Below are 18,774 nucleotides of genomic sequence, written 5' to 3' on the forward strand. Positions count from 1 at the left end.
CAATGGCCACCACGGGATTGGTGTTGCTGGCGGCTGGAGGCTCCACGCGGCTGGGGCACTCCAAGCAGTTGCTGCGCTGGAACGGCAGGAGCCTGCTGAGGCGCGCGGCCGAGACGGCACTGGCCTCGGGCTGTCACCCGGTGGTGGTGGTGCTGGGAGCCGAGGCCGACGCCCACCGCGCGGAGCTGGCGGGCCTGTCCGTGCGCGACGTGGAGAACACGCGCTGGCGGGAGGGCATGGGCGGCTCGCTGCGCCTGGGGATGGAGGCGCTGAGGGAAACACCGTCGCTGGAGGCGGTGGTGCTGATGGTGTGCGATCAGCCCGCGGTGACGGCCGAGCACCTGATGGCGCTGAGGCGGACCCACCAGGAGCGGGGCCAGCCCATCGTCGCCTCGGGGTACGCGGGGACGGTGGGAGTGCCCGCGCTCTTCGACCGGAGCCTCTTCGCCGAGCTGGAGGCGCTCCCGGCCAGCGCGGGGGCACGGCCGCTGCTCGCGAAGGATCCGGGCCGGGTGGCCGTGGTGCCGCTGCCCGGAGGCGAGCTGGACGTGGACACTCCCGAGGACGTCGAGCGCCTGCTCCGGACGTGAGCGGGCGCGCTCAAGCGTCCTCGTGGGCCTGCAACCGGCCGCCGCGCACCGCCTTCTGGAAGGCGGCGAAGTCCCGCTCGGTCTGGTCGGCGTAGGCCCGCGCGAAGCGGCACAGGGCCTGATCGAACACCTCTCCCCGGCCGAGATAGCCCCGCAGCATGGCCGCGTCTCCCCCGCGCGCATGGGCCCGCGCCAGCGCCCAACCACACAGCGACGCGTACTCACGCAGCCCGCGGGGTGACAGGCGCTCCACGTCGATGGAGCCCTTCATGTCGCGCAACTGGCGCACGTAGAAGTACCGCGTGCCCACCTGGCACCAGCCGAGGAAGATGTCGCTGGCGGCCTGCATCAACCGCTGCCCCTCCACCACCCGCTGCCCGGGATGGTCGTAGGCACTCTTGCCGGCGAAGGGCTCCAGCACGGACGGCCCCGCCTCCTTCACCTGGAGGAAGAGCGGATCCTCCGCGTGCGCGCCGAGCAGCAGCGCGATGTAGCAACGCGTCCCCACGCTGCCCACGCCGACGACCTTGTGGGCCACGTCCACCGTCTGGTAGCGCCGCACCAGCGTGCCGCGGTCCCCCTGCAGGGAGGACAGGTAACCTCCGCCCATCACCTGGAGCACCTCGGCCAGCGTCTCCGCGTGATCGCGCGGGGTGCGCACGATGAGGGGCGGCTCGTGGATGATGCAGCGGCGGCCCTCGCGCAGCTCGGTGAGCTTGGGCAGGGTGGCCAGCTGGGTGCGCCGGCGCGCCTGGGCGAGCGTCTTCTCCGCGCTCCCCCGCTCCTGCTGGTCGATCATCTCCAACAGGTCCTCCGCGTTCACGCGCGCGTACCACACGTCGAGGAAGGACCAATGGGACATCCGGCGCATCCAGCGGCGGTAGCTGCGCACGCAGGCGGCCACGGCCTCCTCGCACCCGGCATCCGTGGCACCACAGGAGCAGCGGCCCGCGACCCAGATGCTCGCCACCAGCCGCTTGAGATCCCACTCCCAGGGCGCGGGGAGCGTCTCGTCGAAGTCGTTGACGTCGAAGACGACGTTGCGCTCGGGGGTGGCGTACATGCCGAAGTTGGCCAGGTGCGCGTCGCCGCAGGCCTGCACCTTGATGCCCGTATGGGGCGTGTGCGCCAGGTCGTTCGCCATGATGACGGCCGAGCCGCGCAGGAAGGCGAACGGATCCTCGAGCATGCGCGCGTGGCGGATGGGCACGAGCGAGGGGATCCGTCCGCTGTTGCTGGCCTCCAGCAGCGCGATGGGATCCGGCCGGTCCGCCGGTGGCTGCCACCGGGCGTGCGCCTCCCGCGGCGTCTTGTCCCGGAGGACACGGCCCTGGCGCTTGCGCTCCCCGCGATCGGGGACGTGTTCGGGCACGAGCGGTGGGCCGGGCTCGGGCTCGGTCAGGTCATGGCGCACCACGACCTGGGGCTTGCGGCGGGAACGGAGGGACGCGGTCCGGCGCGCCCCGGCACGTGTCTTGGAACGGACGGCCATCGCCGGAAAGCTAGGCATCGCGAACGGATCGGTCACCCCGTGGGGCGGGCAACGCCCTACGCTCCCCTCCCATGCACCTCCCCCCCATCGCGGGCAGCGTCGTCTGGTACGCCATCGGACGCTTCTACGAATCCCAGGACGGCAGGTTGAGGGATCTGGGCTACTTCGCCCACCTCGGCGGCATCGAGCCCCTGTTCGCGGGCCCGCCGGGCGAGTCCACGGCCTTCTTCACCTTCCGGGCCGAGCCCTTCACCAGCCAGACGCTCCAGAACGGAGACCTCTCGGTGTCGCTCGAGGCCCGGGGCGGCTTCACGCTGTACCTCAACCGGGAGCCACGCGGAGACTTCTCGAAACCGGACACGTTCTCCCAGGGGGAGCCCATCGCCACGTTCGAGCGCCTCTCTCTCGTGGTGGGGACGACGGTGGGACCGGTCGTGAACAACCTGTTCTCGGCGGCGCTGCGCTCCAGCGCCGACTTCACGTTCGGGGGCAGGACCTGGAACCTGGCGAACCTCATTCCCCAGGGAATCACCCAGATGGGGACGGCCAGCACCACGGAGATTCCTCCACCGTCCGGATACACGAAGGTGCTCCCCTTCGTCGGCTCGGCGATGGCGCTCGGGCGCGAGCCTCGCCAGGCTGGCAGGTGAGCGGAAGTCCGGCAAGGAGTAGAACGTGGACTCCATGACGCTCGAAGGCACACGCATCGGTCCCTACCGGCTGAAACATCTGGTGGGCAGCGGTGGGATGGGACAGGTCTTCGCCGCGGTAAATGAGCGCATCGAGCAGGAGGTCGCGCTCAAGCTCCTCTCCCCTGAGGCGGCGAGGGATCCCCAGCTCGTCGCGCGTTTCCTCCAGGAGGGGCGAGCCCTGGCACGGCTCCAGCACCCGGGGGTCGTGCGCATCCACCATTGCGATCAGCGCGACGATGGCACGGTGTACCTCGCCATGGAGCTGCTCCAGGGCCTCTCCTTGCGCGAGTGGATGCGAAGTCACCCGGGACCCGCGCCACGCGACGAGGCCCTGGCGATCGGACGGCGGATCGCGGAGGTGATGACCGACATCCACACGAAGGGGATCGTCCACCGCGATCTCAAGCCCGAGAACGTCTTCCTGTGTTCCGACACGAGCCTTGCTCCGGAGCACCGGCTCAAGCTCCTGGACTTCGGCATCGCCAAGGTACCACCCGCCGTGAGTGGCAACCTGGTCGACACCCAGGTCCAGACCCTGGCGCCGGCCTTCCTCGGCACCGCGAGGTACATGGCCCCCGAACAGTTCCGCAACGCGGCGACGGTGGATGGCGCCGCGGACGTCTATGCACTCGGGGTCTTGCTCTTCGAGCTCCTGGCCGGGAGACCGCCTTTCGATTCGAGCGATCTGATCGAGGTGATCTCCATGCACGTCCAGGGGGAGCCTCCGCCGCTGCGGGAGTTCGCGCCGGCAATCCCCGGGATGCTCTCCACCTTCATCGCCTCCATGCTCGCGAAGAATCCGGCGGAGCGGCCCACCATGCTCCGGTGCCAGGACATGCTGGGCCGTTCCTGGGAGGAGATGCAGGACAGGTGTCCCCTCCCCGGGCTCTCGCCCTTCACGGAGGCGCAGGCCGAGCTCTTCTTCGGCCGGCGGACGGAGATCGACGAGGTGCTCGGCCTGATCGAGGAATCGCACACGGGCCGGCGGCGCTGGGTGCAGCTCGAAGGGCCCAGCGGCATCGGCAAGTCCTCCCTGGTCCAGGCAGGGCTCCTCCCGCGGTTGAAGGAGCAGCGGACCGGAGACACGCCGCGATGGCTCATCGTCAACCCGCGGCCCTCCCATGCTCCGCTGCGCGGCCTCGCGCTGGCGCTCCACGCCACGTACGCGGACGAGGGCCTCGCGCGCTCCCCGGAGGAGCTCGAGGCGATGCTGCTCGGAGATCCCCAGGCGCTCCGAACCCTGGTGACGGCCCATACGCCCCCCGGGTGCTGTCTCCTGCTGGTGCTCGAACAACTGGAGGAGCTGTTCACGCTCGGAGAGACGGAGCGGCGGCACCTGGACGGGCTGGTGTCGGCCGCGCTCGCCGCCCCCGACTCTCCGCTGCGGCTGCTCACCACCCTGCGCAGCGACTTCATCCACCAGTTCGAGCAATGGCCCCGCCTCGCCCAACAGCTCAACGAGGCGGTACGCCACTACCTTCGAGGCATGGACGAGGGGGCACTGACCCAGGTGATCCAGGGCATGGCGCAGCGCGCCGGGCTGAGGCTCTCCGAGGGGCTCCCGGAGCGGATGGTCCGTGATGCCACGAGCGTAGGCAGCCGGCTCTCCCTGATCGGCCATACGCTGCGGGGACTCTGGGCGCAGCGCAGCGGCACGCTCCTGACCCATGAACGTTACGAGCAGCTCGGCGGCGTGGGCGGCGCGCTGGTGCGCCAGGCCGAACAGCTCCTCGATGGGCTCGGAGTGGAGAAACGGGAGCGCGCGAAGTGGCTGCTGCTCGATCTGGTACAGGTCAACCGTGGCAGCTCCGTCATCCGCCGTTCCCGTTCGAGACAGGAGGTATTGCTGGCGGCGGGAGGCGACGCGCTGGCCGAGGAGGTGTTGCGCCAGCTGTCCGGAATGCGCTCCGGGTCCGTGAACCCAGAGGAACAGGCCCCGCGGCTCATCGTGGTCTCGGAGGAAGCGGACCCGTCCCAGCAGCGCGTCGATCTGATCCACGAAACCCTGCTCCAGCTGGTGCCCTCCATCGCTGGCTGGATCGAGAAGGAACGCACACGGCTCGAACGGCATGCGGAGCTGGAGGCCTCCGCGCACACCTGGGAACAGGAGCCAGGGTATGGACTGCCCACGGGCACCCTGCTCGAGCACTATCTCCAGACAGTTGGCTCCTCCTCACCGGGGCTCGCCGTCCGGAAGGCCAGCGAGACAGCGATGCGCTTCCTCGAAGCCGCGCGGCGGCTCGAGCGGCGACGCACCTGGATCCGCAGAGCGGCCCTCTTCGCCTCCGTCGCGGCGGTGTTGGCCATCACCCTCAGTGCCGTCCAGGCCATCCGGGAGCGGCTGCTCGCCCAAGCCACGCTCCAAGAGATCCTCGACCTCACGAATGGTTTCGTTTCGAATACGGACTGGGAGCTCAGCAGGCGTTCCTTCACGCTCCCGGTGCGCCAGCAACTCCTCGAGAAACTCGACGAACGGCTCGCGAATCTCCCTGAGCAGTACCGTGATACTTCCGAGGTACGCTTGGCCACCATCGAGACACGGCAAAGGCGTGCCGATCTTGCCTTCCATGACGGGACGCTTGCCCAGGCCATTGCCTTCCTGGACACCTCGCTGAAGTCGCTCCAGCAGGGCCTCCGTGAGCAGCCGGAGAACACGGGCTTCCTGTTCCTGCTCGGACTGGAATATTCGAAGAGGGGAAAGATCGTGCAGGCACTTGGACACCCCGAGGCGCGCTTGTACTTCACCCAGGCCATCAAGCTCTTCGAGCGACAGCACCCGAAGGATGAGCCCAACGACAGACGAACGCGAGCGACGAGCTACTCCGAGCTGGCCGATCTGGAGCTCGCGACCGGCCGGCCTGACATAGCCATGAAACTGTACGATCGAGCCCTCCCGCTCCTGGAGAAGAACAAGAACAAGGGCGTCTATGACCAGTCGCTCCTGGCGGAGACGCTCGGCTCTCGCGCCAAGGCAGCCCACCTGGCGGGAGCCCCGGATGCGAAGGCGTTCTTCGTTCGAGCGCTGGACCTGGGACGCTCCGTCAAAAATGCCGAGCCAGAGAACACGTACTCCCTCTGGGTACTGGCAGGGATTCTCGTCAAGAAGGCGGAGTTCGAGATGGCCCGTGGAGAGCACGGTGCCGCAGCCGAGCACTACCAGGAGGCCCAGGAACTGGGACGCGAGCTTCACGAAGGTGAAAAACCCAACAAGCGCTATGCGCTGGTCCTGGGCGAGAGCCTGCTCGGAGAAGAGAATCTGGCGCACTTTCGTGGGGATTGCGGTCTCGCCACACGCCTGCGCGATGAACGATGTGCGCTGATAGTCGGCTTCCGGCGCAAGGACCCGGAGGATGTTCGCTTCCGGCCTCTGGCCTGCGATTGAACCGGGGCCCGAAAAAATAAAAAGAAATCTCCGCGCTCGATCCTTTCGCGGATGGCGTCCATGGAGATCAGGAACCCGATTCCTCCTGGACCGGAACTCCATGATCGAGCCGAACGACATGCCCCCGAGCGGGCTCATCCTCCTGTCACAACCCGCACAGCTCGGCATCACGCCGAGGGACATGGCTGGCGCGCTGCCCGAATCCTACAAGGCCCTACCCCGGCTGGATGTTGAGCTGGACATGACGGAGCTTGCCTCACACGCACTCCGTTCGCGCGACTGGGGCGAGGCCCAGCGAGCGCTCGAGGACCTGTTCCGCGCGAAGCTCGCTCCGATCCGGGAGAAGCACCCCGACTACCGGCTCGTGTACTTCGGCTCCTCCCCCATCCCCCTCGCCATCTACCTGGGCTCCCTGATCTCCACCTGGCAGCAGGTGGAGGTCATCCCGCACCACCACGTGAGACGGGCCTGGGGATGGTTCCCCGAGCCCGGAAGACCCCCTGCCCGCCTCGCGCGGGTCCACCTGCCGGAGCACTGGGAGCGATCCTCGGGTGATGCGGTCATCCGGGTCTCGACGTCGCACCGCGTCGACCGGCACATGACGGAGCGGGTGATTCCCCAGCCCCTGGTGGAGATCGACATCGCGCTGGAGTCGCCGGCGGAGGACGCCTTCACCCGCATGGAGCAGATGCAGGAGGTCGCCCACGCGTTCCGGGAAGCCCTGGACATCATTGGCACCCGGTTCCCAGGCATCCAATGCGTCCACCTGTTCGCCTCGGTCCAACCGGGAATGGCGCTCCTGCTCGGCGCCCAGATCAACCGGACGATGCACCCACCCGTGCAGACGTACCAGTACGCGCGGCACGAGGAGAACGAGCCGTATCACCAGCGGGCCTTGCTCGTGAACGCCCCGAGCCTCCCCGAGCCCCTGCCCCTGACCGAGGAAGAGCGGGCCCTGGCTGATGGCGATCGCGGGAACCTGCTGCGGGACCTCGAAGGGATGAAGGAGTTCACCCGGCGGGAGCACGAGCCCTCCGCGCGAAACTGGCTCGCGGGTCTCCTGTCGAGCCCGGGAGGGCATCCGGAGTTCTCCGGCCATTGGCTGCACCTGCCGGCCCTGCGCGACACGCTGTTGTTCGAAACGACGGTGGATGTCGAGCGGCGGACCGTCACGGACAGCTTCCTTCTCGACTCCTCCAGCAATGCCTGGCAGGTGGACGCGCACTGGCTGGCGCGGCTCGCGCGGAGGATCCCCGAGGAGGTGCGGAGACAGCGCGCCCTGCGCATGCTCGTATTGCACGAGCTGGCGCATCGTGGGCCTCAGGGACTCACCAGCAGATCGAGCAGGGAGATCGGGCGCTTCCCCAAGGTGCTCGAGGAGATCGATTATCACGCGGACGTCTGGGCGATGTTGCACGAGTATGCGCTCGCGCGGGCAAGGGACCCGGGCGAGGTCGCCGATCCACGAAGGTTCTTCATGGATCTGGTCCGGATCGCGACCGAGACCATGTGGGCCTTCGATGACGGCGGTCCGCCGCTGCGGGAGATCCAGATCCGCCGCCTCAACCGGTATCTCATCTGGTACTGGCAGTACCTGCTCCTGGAGCGCGGCGCCGGACGGGGACACAAGACGACGCTCGAGTTCCTCCTGTCGATCCTCGCGCAGCGCCCCCTCATCGAGCTGGCGGGCCCCACCGTGGTCGCCCATGACGAGCGCGTCTACTTCGCCCTCGACACCGCGCGGGTGAAGGTGCCCGAGCTCGGGCTCTACCACGAGGGGCGCCTCCATCGGCACGGGGCCCGGTCCGACTTCGAGCTCCACGCGCTGCTCGAGGGAGCGCGGAATCGCGACGGGAACGGGATTCTCGAGGTCCTGCGATCGGCCTTCGACCTGACGGTGCGGCGTTGAGAGGAGCCCCCATGTCCTTCCAACCCCTGTTCCGGCGGTTCCACGAGACCATTCAACTGAAGCGGCACGGAGAGACCGCGGAGCTCATCCAGAAGAGCGAACGCATCTTCAAGCGGCTTCGGGACAACCTGCCCGTCTCCTTCCGACCCTTCTACCAAGGCAGCTACGTCATGGGGACGGGCATCAAGCCGCTCAACGGCCATTACGACCTCGACGTCGGGCTCGAGTTCGATCTGGACCCTCGGACGAACGATCCCGTCAAGGTGAAGGAGTGGGTCTACAAGGCCGTGAGCGAGCACACCACCAAGGTGGAATGGCGCCGCCCGTGCATCACGGTGTACTACCAGGAGGCTCGCGAGATCCGTTACCACATCGACCTCGCCATCTTGGCGAGGGCGCCGTCCACCGGCACGTTGTACCTGGCGCTCGGCAAGCAGAACGCGCTCCCGGAACAGCGCAAGTGGCAGCCCGACGATCGCAAAGGCTTCATGGAAGCCCTCGAGCGCAGGTTCACGGGTGAGGACGCCGGGCAGTTCTGCCGGGTCATCCGCTACCTGAAGCGCTGGAAGGACGTGCACTTCCCCAGCGAGGGGCGAGCGGCCCCCACGGGACTCGGCCTCACGGTCGCCGCGTACCACTGGTTCCAGCCCGTGAGGAACGGCCGGCAGCAGCCCGCCGACTACGATGACCTGGCGGCGACCACCGTCCTAGTGCGTTCGATGCGTCAACGCTTCGGCTCGCGCCTCTCCCTCCAGTTCCCCAGAGCGCCTCAGGATGACGTGTTCGCACGCATGAACGACCAGCAGATGAAGGAGTTCCGTGAGCGCCTCGACAAACTGCACGGATGGCTGGAGGAGGCGGCGAGGACCCAATCCGTCGCACCGCTTCAGCGGGCCTTTGGTGGGCACTTTCCCCCGAAATAAGGACATCGGACGTCAGCACATGGACCACGAAGCCATGCCGGAGGTGTCCTTCGAGGAGCTGCTCCGCCGTGCGCGTGCCGGGGACGAGAGAGCGCGCGCGGCGCTCTTCAAACGGTACGAGCCGATGCTCGGGAAATGGGCCATGGGGACACTTGCCCGTGTGCCGCCGGGCGTTGCCCACCCTTCGGACATCACGCAGGACACGGTGGAGCGCGCGTTCAGCCGTTTCTCTTCCTTCAAGGGCGCCACGGAGGCCGAGTGGATCGGCTGGCTCAAGAGCATCCTCCGCAACCGGGCGGTGCAGTCCGTGCGGGAGGCGCGGCGACAGAAGCGCGGCCCATCTAGCACCGTCCCCCTGGACAGCCCCGAGGCCCTGACTGCGGCCGCACGGCAGCAGAGCCCGAGCCAGGCCGCCGCCGTCCAAGAGGATTGGCGGATGCTCCTCGCGCTCCTCTTTCAACTCCCGGATGACCAGCGCCAGGCCATCTGGCTCTGCCACCTCAAGGATCTCCCGGTCGCAGAGGCCGCCCGGCACATGGGAAGGACGGAGCCCTCCGTCGCGGGACTCCAGCAGCGGGGATTGGAGGCGCTGCGCGCGCGCAGGGCGGAGAGCCTGGGCCTGAAGCCCGGGGAGCCGTCCACCGTCACCAACACGGTGAATGACGCGGCGGCCGCCCTGCTGACCTATCTGCGGCGACGCGATGCGAGAGAGAAGGTGGAGCCGGCCTCGTTCCTCGCCGAGCACCCGGACTGCGCGGACGAGCTGCGCGACATGCTCGATTGGATCGAACGTCTCCAGGCCCTGCGGCCGGCGACCCCCCCACGGAAGTGAACCGGAAGACGGGAGTGAGAGGTGCCCATGCTTTCACCCGGGTTGCGTATTGGAGAGCACGTGCTGGTCCGCCGCGTGGCGATTGGCGCCATGAGCGAGGTGTACGAGGGCCGCCATGAGACCCTTGGGCATCCGGTCGCGGTGAAGGTCCTGTTCCCCGAGTGGTGCGCCCACGAGGAGGTAGTTGCCCGCTTCCTCAACGAGGCGCGTGCGCTCCAACTCCTGCGGCACGCACGCATCGTGACAGCCTTCGAGTATGGGACCCTACCCGGGGGAACGCCCTTCATGGTCCTGGAGTGGCTGCCCGTGGACCTCCACCGGGTGCTCACACGAGCAGGCGGACCGCTCCCCCCTCGGGACGCGGTCCGCGTCACCACGCAGCTGGCCGAGGCGCTGACCGCGTTGCACGAGCGCGGCATCGTCCATCGCGATCTGAAGCCAGCCAACGTGCTGCTGGCGCGGGAGGAGCCCTCGGCGCTGGAGGTCAAGCTGGCCGACCTCGGCCTCGCCAAGATGCCTCCCAGCGAGGTCGAGGCTCGCGCGGAAGAGCCCACCCTCCCCGTCTCGACGGGCGGCGGCGCGTTGCTGGGGACGTGGGACTACATGGCCCCGGAGCAGTGGGTCCAATCCAAGAGCGTCGACCCGAAGGCGGATGTCTATGCGCTCGGGGTGCTCCTGTTCCAGATGCTGACGGGCCAGCTGCCCTTCCCCGCAGAGCAGCAGAAGGACCTGATGTACTTCCACCTGCTGGAGCCACCCCCGCTCGACCTGCTCGAGGGCCGCGTGCCCCCGACCATCCGCGATCTCGTCGCGGAAATGTTGGGCAAGAAGCCCGCGCAACGCCCGGCGATGCGCGACGTGATGGAGCGGCTCGCCGTCTGACACTTTCACAACGAACCAAGGCACGGACATGTCGCTGGTGGATTTGAATGGTTGGTGGAGGAGACGTTCCCGTCAGGTCTGGGAGGGCTTGCGTCCCCCTCCGCTCGGGCTCACCGAGCTGTGGAGGGATCTGTCCTGGCACCGGGCGCTCTACGCCGAGGACGGACTGCCCCTGCGCGACCAGCTCGCGTTCCTCGGGCTGCGGGTCGTACAGCGCGTCTCCTACAACCTGGGTTGGCACCTCGGAGGGCGGCGATGAGCGCACTGCCCCCCGAGTCCCACGCCCTGGTCCTCGCCCAGCGCAACTTCGAGGCCCTGCCAGAGGCGGAACGCGTTCATTGGAGCAGCCGTTTCCAGAAGGTGCGGCGTGCACCGGAGGATCTCCCCTGGCCCGAGCGCGTCATCATCGAGCTCGCCAACACCTGCAACCTCGACTGCCCCATGTGCCGGGTGGGCGCCAATGGGGTGAATCTGGCGCGGGTCATGCCCCTCGGCGCCTTCCGGGAGCTGGCCACGCAGCTCTTTCCACATGTCCGGGAGGTCCGGCTCAACGGCCTGGGGGAGAGCACGCTCATTCCGGACTTCGGCGCGTACCTCGACGTGCTCGGGGAGTATCCCCTCCAGGTGGAGCTCATCACCAACGGGACGGGAGCCGTGCCGCTCTACACACGCATGGTGGACGAGGGCGCCACCCTGCTCTTCTCCTGGGATGCCGCCCACCCCGCGCTGTTCGAGCGGTTGCGGCGTCCCGCGCGCTGGGACGTGCTCGAGGCAACCCTCCGGGCCGTGGCGAAGCATGCCCGGCTCGCGCACCGCGAACGGCAGCTCTTCCTGCTCTTCACGCTCCAGGGAGCCAACCGCACCGAGCTGCCCGCCCTCGTGGATCGGGCAGCGGAGTGGGGCATCCCCCACCTCCTCGTCAACGTGGTGAAGCAGCGCAGTGACACCTGGATCCAGCCCTGCATGGAACAGCTCATCGCCGTCTTCGCGGAGGCGGAGACACGGGCCCAGCGCTCGGGGGTCCGGCTCTTCCTTCCGGACACCCTCGCGGGGCACCGCGTCCCGCTGGCCTCCGCTTCCCGCACGGCGGGCTCGGGTTGCGATCGTCCCTGGAAGGAGGCCGTCATCCGCTGGGACCTCGATGTGCAGGTCTGCAACATGTTCAACCCGTACACCTACGGGAACCTGTCGCTGCGCCCGTTCGAGCACATCTGGCGCGGGGCCTTCGCGCAGCTCTTCCGGGAGAACCTCAACACCCCTCGATGCCACCCCTACTGCCGGGGCTGCTACTACCTGAAGGACGTCCATGTCCGGAAGGACTGAGCACCCACCGGACCGGGCACTCGCGATGCCATCCGCTCCGCCCCGCACCCTCTTCATCGAGGTGACGACCGAGTGCAACCTGCGGTGCCGGCAGTGCCACATGTGGCGCTCGCGGGAGCCAGCCACGGCCCTGCGCACGGAGGAGAAGACGGCGCTGATCCACCCGTTCGCCACCTGGTCACCCGGCGCCACCGTGGTGCTCACGGGAGGCGAGCCCCTGCACAAGAAGGACGAGTTCTTCTCGCTCACGCGCACCTGCCGGCGGAGCGCCTTGCCCGTGGCGGCGAACACCAATGGCACCCTCTGGGATGACGTCACCCTGGACCGGCTCCTCGCCGAGGGGCCTCGCTACCTGATTGTCTCCCTCGACTCCCATCGGCCGGAGCTGCACGACTGGATACGTGGGGTGCCGGGGACCTACGACCGGGCGGTCTCGATGATCCGCCGGCTGCTCGCCCGGCGTCGCGAGTCCTTCCGGGACTCGGACCTGCGGCTCCTCACCAACACCATCCTCTTCGACGGGAACGTCGATAGGTTGGAGGCATACGTGGAATTCGCGCGGGCGCTCGGCGTGGATGGAATGACGTTCCAGATGCTCTCCCGGACATTCATGAGGGCCTCCCGCCGGGACACCTTCTTCGAGCGGCATTTCCCGAGAGAGGTCTCTCGTGTGGACGCCGCGATCGACCGGCTCCTCGGACTGAAGGAGTCCGGAGCCCCCGTGGCCACGTCCGAGAACGATCTGCGCTGGATGAAGCTCTACGCCAGGGATCCGGACTTCATCGGCGAGCAGGTATGCGGTAGCGCCGAGCGCAACATGATGGTGGACCAGCACGGAAACGCGCAGCTCTGCTTCTTCATGCGCGAGCTCCTGGACGGGCGGGTGATTGGCAACGTCCGCCAGTCGGGCCTGCGCGAGCTGTGGGAATCGGACCTCGCGGCCCAGGCCCGGGACGTGATGGCCGGGTGCCGGAAGAACTGCGGAATGCTGAACTGTCACCGGAAGCAGGAGGCATCATGAGCCAGACAACACGAGGTCGTACGCTCCCCCTGTCCGTTGTCGTCCCCTGCTACGGCCGGCTGGATCTCACCCGGCGGTTGTTGTCCTCCCTGGCGGCCGCGCCGGAACACTTCCAGGTGCTCCTGGTCGACGACGCCTCGCCCGAGCCTGTCGCGCGGGTCCTGGACGGCTTCGACTCCCATCTGGACATCGAGTGTCTCCGCCAGCCACGAAGGCAAGGTCCCGCCGCGGCGAGGAACCGCGGCATCGCGGCGGCCCGGCATCCCTTCATCGCCTTCACGGACAACGACTGTGTCGTGCGGCCTGGGTGGGCCAGGGAGTTCGCGACCCATCTTCAGGATGCCTCGCCCAAGGTCGCGGGCGTGGGGGGCCGGACGCTCGCGGTCGGCGACGACGTGTTCAGCCGCTATTACAGCTACCACAAGCTGCTCGATCCCTACCTGAACCAGGGCCGCTACCTGTATGTCGTCACGGCGAACAGTGCATTCCGGCGGAGTGCCCTGGAAGAGGCAGGCGGGTTCGACGAGGACCTTCGCGAGCCCGGCGGAGAAGACCCTGGGTTGTGCTTCAAGCTCCTGGAGCGCGGCTTCGTGCTGAACTACCGGCCGGAGGCGGTCGTCCACCACCATTACCGCCCCGGCCTCGTCGACTTCGCCCGGACGCTGTTCCGTTATGGCAAGGGCTGTCGGCTGCAGACCGACCGTTACGTCTCGAGCCTCAATCGGCCACCCACCACCGCACCGGTGGAGATGCATTTCGGAAACCTGCCGGATGCGGAGTCAGCCTGAAGACCCCACCGAGCCACCCATTCCGTAGAGAGCTGTACCCGCCGCCCGATGATGGGCGGACCAACCCGAGGAGAAGGCCATGGCAGACAAGGACAACACGAGGAAGCCCAACGACGAGCGGTCCGACACCCTCAATCCGAACAATCCGAAGCACCAGTCCGCGCTCGACGAGCACTCGCGCCGCAAGAACCCCCAGGAGCCGGCCAACACACCTGGCACGACCCGGCCGTCCAACCCGCCGGGCAAGGGCAGATAGGCCCCTGACTCACCCGGACCAGACGAGCGCCAGCTCGAGCTCGATGGCCTCGAAGGGTTCGGCGCGGACCGTCTCCTCTCCGGAGAAGGCATGGACGAGGACCCACTGGCCCTCCGTGAGCCGGAAGATGTCGAGCGAGCGCGCGAGCGGGTCCACGTGCCACACGTGCCGCACCCCTTCGCGGGCAAAGATGCGCATCTTCTGGCCCTTGTCCCTGTTGCGCGTGCGCGCGGAGAGGACCTCGCAGACCCAGTCCGGGGCGAGGTCGTAATGCGCCGGGGCATCCTCCCCTCCGACCGCATGGGGCAGGCGCTCGCGCCTCCACCCGGCGAGGTCCGGCACCACCTTGTCCGGGCGGGGACCGAGGTGCAGCTCTGGCTCACCGATGATGACCCACCCACCCGGACCTCCCCTGCCGAACTTGAAGGGTGCCAGGAGGATGCCGCCCAGGTTCGACGCCACGTTGGCATGGGGGCGAGCCGGTCGAGGGCTGACGTACAACTCCCCGTCGAGGATCTCCGCCACCATCTCTGGCGGAACCGCCTGGAAGGCCGCCTCGACGGACGGGGCGTTGCGCTCGGTGGACCCATTCTCGGGAGATCGACGGGTGCTCATGAGAGGAGATTTCAGCATGACCCTCGATCAGAGCAATCCCGAGGCCAGGGCCGGTGCACCCCGGTCCAGAATTCGAGACGGTGGAGCGCGAGGCTCAGGCGGGCTTCGGCCTGGAGCGCAGGAGCCGGGTGAGCTCGCGGTCCAGGGTGGCGGCGAACTGCTGGCGATCCTGGGCGGAGAAACCACCGGGGCCGCCGGTCATCACACCGCTGTCGCGCAGCTCCTGCATGAAGTTCCGCACGGAGAGGCGCTCGGCGATGTTCTCCTCGCTGAAGAGCTCTCCGCGCGGATCGATCACCACCACGCCCTTGGGGACGAGCAGCGCGGCGAGGGGGATGTCCTGGGTGACGGCGAGATCCCCGGCCTGGGCCGAGGAGGCGATGTAGCCGTCCGCCACGTCCAGCCCGGCGCCCACCTGCACCGTGGAGACGAGCTCCGAGCGGGGCAGCGACAGGCGCTTGTTGGCCACGAAGACGGTGGACACCCCCAGGCGCTGAGAGGCCCTCAGGAGGATGTCCCGTACCGGCCCCGGACATGCATCGGCGTCGACCCAGATCTTCATGCGGCCGGGCATCCTCGCAGAAGGAGCGCGGGGGGACACGGGATCTCCGCAATCAGTGAGCAGGCGGCCGAGCCCTTGTGGTAGACGGCACCGGCACGCGCTCGCCAGGCAGGCAGGTGAGCGTCAGGAGACGTCGTCACCGCCGGGCGGGCAGGTCCGCTCCGCATGCAAGAGCACGTGCGCAACCCCATCATCAGCCAGGTGTGGCAGGAGTCCCCTTCCCCCTCGCTGCCACGCCCGAGGAGGGCATCCATGGAAATCGCGAAGGACAGCGTCGTCTCCATCGAGTACCGGCTGCATCTGGGAGACGGGAAGACCATCGACGAGAGTGACGAGGGCGATCCGCTCGTCTACCTGCATGGCCACGAGCAGATCGTCCCAGGGCTGGAGAAGGCGCTCGCGGGCAAGAAGGTGGGCGATTCCCTGAAGGTCCAGGTCACTCCCGAGGAGGGCTACGGGGAGTACGATCCGGATGGCGTGGAGGAGGTTCCGCGCGAGGACTTCCCGCCGGACATGGAGCTGGAGGCGGGCGGCATCGTGAGCGCCACGGATGACGAGGGCGACGATGTGGACTTCCTCGTGAAGGAGGTGCGCCCCAACACGGTGGTGGTGGACTTCAACCACCCGCTGGCGGGCAAGACGCTCCACTTCGAGGTGACGGTGCGCGAGGTGCGCAAGGCCACCGAGGAGGAGCTCGAGCACGGCCACGCGCACGGCCCCGGCGACGAGCACTGAGCCGGACGTCCACCCCGCGGGGAGAGCCGCTGGCCTCATGCAGATCGTGATCTGGTTCATCGTGGTCGGCGTGCTGCTCATCGCCATGGCGCTCGGGAGCTCCGTCCTCAAGCGCCTGCCCCTGTCCACCTCGCTGCTCTACCTGGTGGTGGGCTTCGTCCTGGGAAAGCTCGGCCTCGGGCGGCTGGAAGCCCAGGTGCAGACGAAGTTCCTCGAGCACCTCACCGAGGTGGCGGTCATCGTCTCCCTCTTCACCGCGGGCCTGAAGCTGCGGGCGCCCCTGCGAGACCCGCAGTGGCGCATCGCCGTGCGGCTCGCCTCGCTGGCCATGGTGCTCACCATCGGGCTCGTGACCGCCGCGGGCGTCTGGCTGCTGGGCCTGCCCCTGGGCGCGGCCATCCTCCTGGGCGCGGTGCTCGCCCCGACGGATCCGGTGCTCGCCTCGGACGTGCAGATGGAGCACCCCTTCCAGCGGGATGCCCTCCGCTTCGGGCTCACCGGCGAGGCGGGCTTCAATGACGGCACGGCCTTTCCCTTCGTGATGCTCGGCCTGGGGCTGCTCGGGCTGCACCCGCTGGGCGAGAACCTGTGGCGCTGGGTGGTGGTGGACCTCGTCTGGGCGGTGGTGGCGGGGCTCGGCGTGGGCACCGCGCTGGGCAATGCCGTCGGGCGGCTCGTCCTCTACCTGCGGCGCACCCATCGCGAGGCCGTGGGGCTCGACGACTTCCTCGCCCTGGGCCTCATCGCGCTCTCCTACGGGGTGGCGCTGCTGCTGCACGCCTATGGCTTCCTCGCGGTGTTCGCCGCCGGGCTCGCGCTGCGGCGCATCGAGAAGAAGTCCAACCACGGCAAGCCCCCCGAGGCCGTGGAGCAGGCCGCGCGCGGCGGCATCCACCCGGAAGCCGCCATCCACCCGGAGCACGCCCCCGCCTACATGGCCAACGCGGTGCTCAACTTCAACGAGCAGATCGAGCGCCTGGGCGAGGTGAGCCTCGTGGTCATCCTCGGCATCCTGCTCGCGAGCGTCCCGCTGCCCCCGGAGGCGCTCTGGTTCACGCCCCTGCTCTTCCTCGCCATCCGCCCCGCCTCCGTGTTCCTCACGCTCCTGGGCTCCAGCACCTCCTCCGCCCAGCGCGGGTTGATGGGCTGGTTCGGCATCCGCGGCATCGGCTCGCTCTACTACCTCTTCTATGCCCTCAACCACGGCGTGCGGGGCGCGCTGGCGCACCAGCTCGTCGCGCTCGTGCTCACCGTGGTGGCCGTGTCCATCGTCGTGCATGGCATCTCGGTGACGCCCCTGATGCAGCTCTACGAGCGCCACCACGCGCAGGAAGGCTCCACGCCGGGATGAGCTCAGGCGGTGCGCTGGGAGAGCGAGGAGAGATGCTGCCGCACGCGCTCGGCCTCGGCCTTGAAGCCGGTGCTCTCCATCCGCTCCGCGATCCACACCAACGCCGAGCCCATGTCCGCGACGGAGACATGCGGGACGTGCTGGGGCCGGACATGGAAATAGAGGCTCATGGCCACCCGCACGAAGGGCGAGGTGACGATGAAGACCGTTCCGCGCCCCCACGTCCGTTCCAGCTCATCGTGCGTCCGGCTCCACTCCACCTGCCGCTGGCGCTGCGCGCTGTTCGGCAAGCCGGACTGGCTCGTGTCGACGATGCTGAAGTAGGGCTCCCTGCGATTCAGGACGCCGGCCAGCTGCTCGAGGAACTTCTCGTATTCCACATCCGTCGAGGTCCCCGACAGATGGATGACGAGCAGCGGCCAGAGCGAATCGTCGAGGGTGAAGGGCATGCGCCTTCCTCATCGTCTCCATCCTAGGGAGAAGGCGGGAGCGCGAAGAGCGACCATGAGTCCCGACTTCTCACACCAGGAGAAGAGACCCTTCGTGAAGTTGGTGTTGAAACATGTTGGCGATTCCCGCTACCATGTTTTCACCGGAATCCTTCGTTTCGGAATGGCGAGGGATGGCGATCGTGAAGGCGCTGCTCGGCATCTGACAGGAGCGGAGGCCTCGAGCGACGGAGGTGCTGGCTGAGTGGCGCCTCCATTCACACCTTTCCCCGGTTATCGGGTTGGGATGGTGCGGAGGGCCAGACGGATGGCACGGAGTGGGTGGTGGGCGGGGGGATGGGGACTCGTGGTGGGGCTGCTCCTCACGGCGGGTGTGGCGGAGGCCCGGGAGCTGGCGGGAGTGCGGGTGCCGGACTCGCTGACGCTGGAAGGACGGCGCGTCTCGCTGGCGCACATGGAGCTCAAGGAGAAGCTCTTCTTCAAGGTCTACATCTGGTCGCTGTACCTGGAGCAGGTCTCGCCCAAGCAGTCCGAGGTCGTCTCCGCCAACTGCGTCAAACGGCTCCAGTTCCGCTTCCTGCGTGACGTGCGGAGGGATCAGCTCGTGGAGGCCTTCCGCGAGGGACTGGCCTCCAACCCCGCGCTGCGGAACACGCCGCTGAGAGATCACCTGGAGCAGCTGCTCGCCTCGCTGAGGGACGTCCCCGAGGGAGGAGAGCTCGTCCTCACCTACGTTCCCGGTGGAGGGCTCCACGTGAGCGGTGAGGCTTCCCATGGCCTCACCATTCCCGGCAAGCCCTTCGCGGACGCGCTCTTCGTCTCCTGGCTGGAGACGCACCCCATCTTCTCGCGCTGAGGATCGGAGCACCCCAGCCGAATCACCCTCGCCTCTGCGGGCCCGCGGGCGAGCAGCTCCAACACGGGCGCCCCCGGGCTCTCACGACACCCGGGTGAGGCTCGGCATGGGCGGCC

Annotated in this window: 19 protein-coding genes; 15 read left to right on the top strand and 4 right to left on the bottom strand. The window is 68.2% G+C overall.

Annotation, left to right across the window (positions count from 1 at the left end):
- Positions 1-2: 2 nt before the first annotated feature.
- Complete coding sequence (locus NR810_RS08575; RefSeq protein WP_257450023.1) at positions 3-590, top strand: nucleotidyltransferase family protein; 588 nt, start codon at positions 3-5, stop codon at positions 588-590.
- Positions 591-600: 10 nt separating this feature from the next.
- Here the strand turns inward: NR810_RS08575 and NR810_RS08580 are convergent, their stop codons facing one another.
- Positions 601-2,082: a DUF2252 domain-containing protein gene (locus NR810_RS08580; RefSeq protein WP_257450025.1), complete on the bottom strand. Its 1,482-nt coding sequence runs from the start codon at positions 2,080-2,082 to the stop codon at positions 601-603.
- Positions 2,083-2,153: 71 nt separating this feature from the next.
- On the opposite strand from NR810_RS08580, the gene NR810_RS08585 reads away from it, so the two are divergent.
- The 11 genes from NR810_RS08585 to NR810_RS08635 all read left to right on the top strand — a co-directional run bounded on the left by NR810_RS08585 (position 2,154) and on the right by NR810_RS08635 (position 14,090).
- Positions 2,154-2,732: a hypothetical protein gene (locus tag NR810_RS08585; RefSeq protein ID WP_257450027.1), complete on the top strand. Its 579-nt coding sequence runs from the start codon at positions 2,154-2,156 to the stop codon at positions 2,730-2,732.
- Positions 2,733-2,766: 34 nt separating this feature from the next.
- Positions 2,767-6,156, top strand: coding sequence for a serine/threonine-protein kinase (locus tag NR810_RS08590; RefSeq protein WP_257450030.1), 3,390 nt, complete (start codon positions 2,767-2,769; stop codon positions 6,154-6,156).
- A 100-nt stretch (positions 6,157-6,256) separates the two neighbouring features.
- Positions 6,257-8,065 (top strand): SAVED domain-containing protein, encoded by a 1,809-nt coding sequence (locus NR810_RS08595; protein WP_257450032.1) that lies wholly within the window; start codon positions 6,257-6,259, stop codon positions 8,063-8,065.
- 11 nt (positions 8,066-8,076) lie between these two features.
- On the top strand, positions 8,077-8,988 hold the full coding sequence (locus tag NR810_RS08600) for a cyclic GMP-AMP synthase DncV-like nucleotidyltransferase (protein WP_257450034.1): 912 nt from the start codon (positions 8,077-8,079) through the stop codon (positions 8,986-8,988).
- A 19-nt stretch (positions 8,989-9,007) separates the two neighbouring features.
- Complete coding sequence (locus NR810_RS08605) at positions 9,008-9,820, top strand: sigma-70 family RNA polymerase sigma factor (protein WP_257450036.1); 813 nt, start codon at positions 9,008-9,010, stop codon at positions 9,818-9,820.
- A 27-nt stretch (positions 9,821-9,847) separates the two neighbouring features.
- A complete protein-coding gene (locus NR810_RS08610; protein WP_257450694.1) occupies positions 9,848-10,702 on the top strand; it encodes a serine/threonine-protein kinase in 855 nt (284 codons plus the stop codon).
- Positions 10,703-10,790: 88 nt separating this feature from the next.
- Positions 10,791-10,961 carry a hypothetical protein gene (locus NR810_RS08615; protein ID WP_257450038.1) on the top strand — a complete coding sequence of 57 codons (171 nt, stop codon included), beginning with the start codon at positions 10,791-10,793 and terminating at the stop codon, positions 10,959-10,961.
- Entirely contained in the window at positions 10,958-12,025 is a 1,068-nt protein-coding gene (locus NR810_RS08620; protein WP_257450042.1) for an SPASM domain-containing protein, read from the top strand. The genes NR810_RS08615 and NR810_RS08620 overlap by 4 nt, the downstream gene beginning before the upstream one ends.
- Positions 12,009-13,046, top strand: a complete 1,038-nt coding sequence (locus NR810_RS08625; RefSeq protein ID WP_257450044.1) for a radical SAM protein — start codon at positions 12,009-12,011, stop codon at positions 13,044-13,046. The genes NR810_RS08620 and NR810_RS08625 overlap by 17 nt, the downstream gene beginning before the upstream one ends.
- Positions 13,043-13,834 carry a glycosyltransferase gene (locus tag NR810_RS08630; RefSeq protein ID WP_257450046.1) on the top strand — a complete coding sequence of 264 codons (792 nt, stop codon included), beginning with the start codon at positions 13,043-13,045 and terminating at the stop codon, positions 13,832-13,834. The genes NR810_RS08625 and NR810_RS08630 overlap by 4 nt, the downstream gene beginning before the upstream one ends.
- Positions 13,835-13,913: 79 nt before the next feature.
- Positions 13,914-14,090 (top strand): hypothetical protein, encoded by a 177-nt coding sequence (locus NR810_RS08635; protein ID WP_257450048.1) that lies wholly within the window; start codon positions 13,914-13,916, stop codon positions 14,088-14,090.
- A 9-nt stretch (positions 14,091-14,099) separates the two neighbouring features.
- Here NR810_RS08635 and NR810_RS08640 read toward each other — a convergent pair whose 3' ends face one another.
- Positions 14,100-14,705, bottom strand: coding sequence for a Uma2 family endonuclease (locus NR810_RS08640; protein WP_257450051.1), 606 nt, complete (start codon positions 14,703-14,705; stop codon positions 14,100-14,102).
- A 94-nt stretch (positions 14,706-14,799) separates the two neighbouring features.
- Positions 14,800-15,267 (bottom strand): YaiI/YqxD family protein, encoded by a 468-nt coding sequence (locus tag NR810_RS08645; protein WP_257450053.1) that lies wholly within the window; start codon positions 15,265-15,267, stop codon positions 14,800-14,802.
- A 252-nt stretch (positions 15,268-15,519) separates the two neighbouring features.
- Here NR810_RS08645 and NR810_RS08650 point away from each other — a divergent pair, with 252 nt between their 5' ends.
- Together NR810_RS08650 and NR810_RS08655 are read left to right on the top strand one after the other, a co-directional pair.
- Positions 15,520-16,002 carry an FKBP-type peptidyl-prolyl cis-trans isomerase gene (locus NR810_RS08650; RefSeq protein ID WP_257450055.1) on the top strand — a complete coding sequence of 161 codons (483 nt, stop codon included), beginning with the start codon at positions 15,520-15,522 and terminating at the stop codon, positions 16,000-16,002.
- 37 nt (positions 16,003-16,039) lie between these two features.
- Positions 16,040-17,353 carry a cation:proton antiporter gene (locus NR810_RS08655; RefSeq protein WP_257450057.1) on the top strand — a complete coding sequence of 438 codons (1,314 nt, stop codon included), beginning with the start codon at positions 16,040-16,042 and terminating at the stop codon, positions 17,351-17,353.
- Positions 17,354-17,355: 2 nt separating this feature from the next.
- Here NR810_RS08655 and NR810_RS08660 read toward each other — a convergent pair whose 3' ends face one another.
- Positions 17,356-17,802 (bottom strand): hypothetical protein, encoded by a 447-nt coding sequence (locus tag NR810_RS08660; protein WP_257450059.1) that lies wholly within the window; start codon positions 17,800-17,802, stop codon positions 17,356-17,358.
- 307 nt (positions 17,803-18,109) lie between these two features.
- Here NR810_RS08660 and NR810_RS08665 point away from each other — a divergent pair, with 307 nt between their 5' ends.
- Positions 18,110-18,658: a chalcone isomerase family protein gene (locus NR810_RS08665; RefSeq protein ID WP_257450061.1), complete on the top strand. Its 549-nt coding sequence runs from the start codon at positions 18,110-18,112 to the stop codon at positions 18,656-18,658.
- The last annotated feature ends 116 nt before the right edge of the window (positions 18,659-18,774 follow it).

This window comes from Archangium lipolyticum (genome assembly GCF_024623785.1).
Lineage (GTDB): Bacteria > Myxococcota > Myxococcia > Myxococcales > Myxococcaceae > Archangium > Archangium lipolyticum.

Excerpts from the sequence above, each read along its gene's own strand:
- NR810_RS08610 (WP_257450694.1), top strand. The coding sequence starts at position 9,848 with ATGCTTTCACCCGGGTTGCGTATTGGAGAGCACGTGCTGGTCCGCCGC.
- NR810_RS08595 (WP_257450032.1), top strand. The coding sequence starts at position 6,257 with ATGATCGAGCCGAACGACATGCCCCCGAGCGGGCTCATCCTCCTGTCA.
- NR810_RS08665 (WP_257450061.1), top strand. The coding sequence starts at position 18,110 with ATGGCACGGAGTGGGTGGTGGGCGGGGGGATGGGGACTCGTGGTGGGG.
- NR810_RS08620 (WP_257450042.1), top strand. The coding sequence starts at position 10,958 with ATGAGCGCACTGCCCCCCGAGTCCCACGCCCTGGTCCTCGCCCAGCGC.
- NR810_RS08640 (WP_257450051.1), bottom strand. The coding sequence starts at position 14,705 with ATGAGCACCCGTCGATCTCCCGAGAATGGGTCCACCGAGCGCAACGCC.
- NR810_RS08655 (WP_257450057.1), top strand. The coding sequence starts at position 16,040 with ATGCAGATCGTGATCTGGTTCATCGTGGTCGGCGTGCTGCTCATCGCC.
- NR810_RS08605 (WP_257450036.1), top strand. The coding sequence starts at position 9,008 with ATGGACCACGAAGCCATGCCGGAGGTGTCCTTCGAGGAGCTGCTCCGC.
- NR810_RS08625 (WP_257450044.1), top strand. The coding sequence starts at position 12,009 with ATGTCCGGAAGGACTGAGCACCCACCGGACCGGGCACTCGCGATGCCA.
- NR810_RS08630 (WP_257450046.1), top strand. The coding sequence starts at position 13,043 with ATGAGCCAGACAACACGAGGTCGTACGCTCCCCCTGTCCGTTGTCGTC.
- NR810_RS08635 (WP_257450048.1), top strand. The coding sequence starts at position 13,914 with ATGGCAGACAAGGACAACACGAGGAAGCCCAACGACGAGCGGTCCGAC.
- NR810_RS08580 (WP_257450025.1), bottom strand. The coding sequence starts at position 2,082 with ATGGCCGTCCGTTCCAAGACACGTGCCGGGGCGCGCCGGACCGCGTCC.
- NR810_RS08600 (WP_257450034.1), top strand. The coding sequence starts at position 8,077 with ATGTCCTTCCAACCCCTGTTCCGGCGGTTCCACGAGACCATTCAACTG.
- NR810_RS08645 (WP_257450053.1), bottom strand. The coding sequence starts at position 15,267 with ATGAAGATCTGGGTCGACGCCGATGCATGTCCGGGGCCGGTACGGGAC.
- NR810_RS08590 (WP_257450030.1), top strand. The coding sequence starts at position 2,767 with ATGACGCTCGAAGGCACACGCATCGGTCCCTACCGGCTGAAACATCTG.
- NR810_RS08660 (WP_257450059.1), bottom strand. The coding sequence starts at position 17,802 with ATGCCCTTCACCCTCGACGATTCGCTCTGGCCGCTGCTCGTCATCCAT.
- NR810_RS08650 (WP_257450055.1), top strand. The coding sequence starts at position 15,520 with ATGGAAATCGCGAAGGACAGCGTCGTCTCCATCGAGTACCGGCTGCAT.
- NR810_RS08575 (WP_257450023.1), top strand. The coding sequence starts at position 3 with ATGGCCACCACGGGATTGGTGTTGCTGGCGGCTGGAGGCTCCACGCGG.
- NR810_RS08585 (WP_257450027.1), top strand. The coding sequence starts at position 2,154 with ATGCACCTCCCCCCCATCGCGGGCAGCGTCGTCTGGTACGCCATCGGA.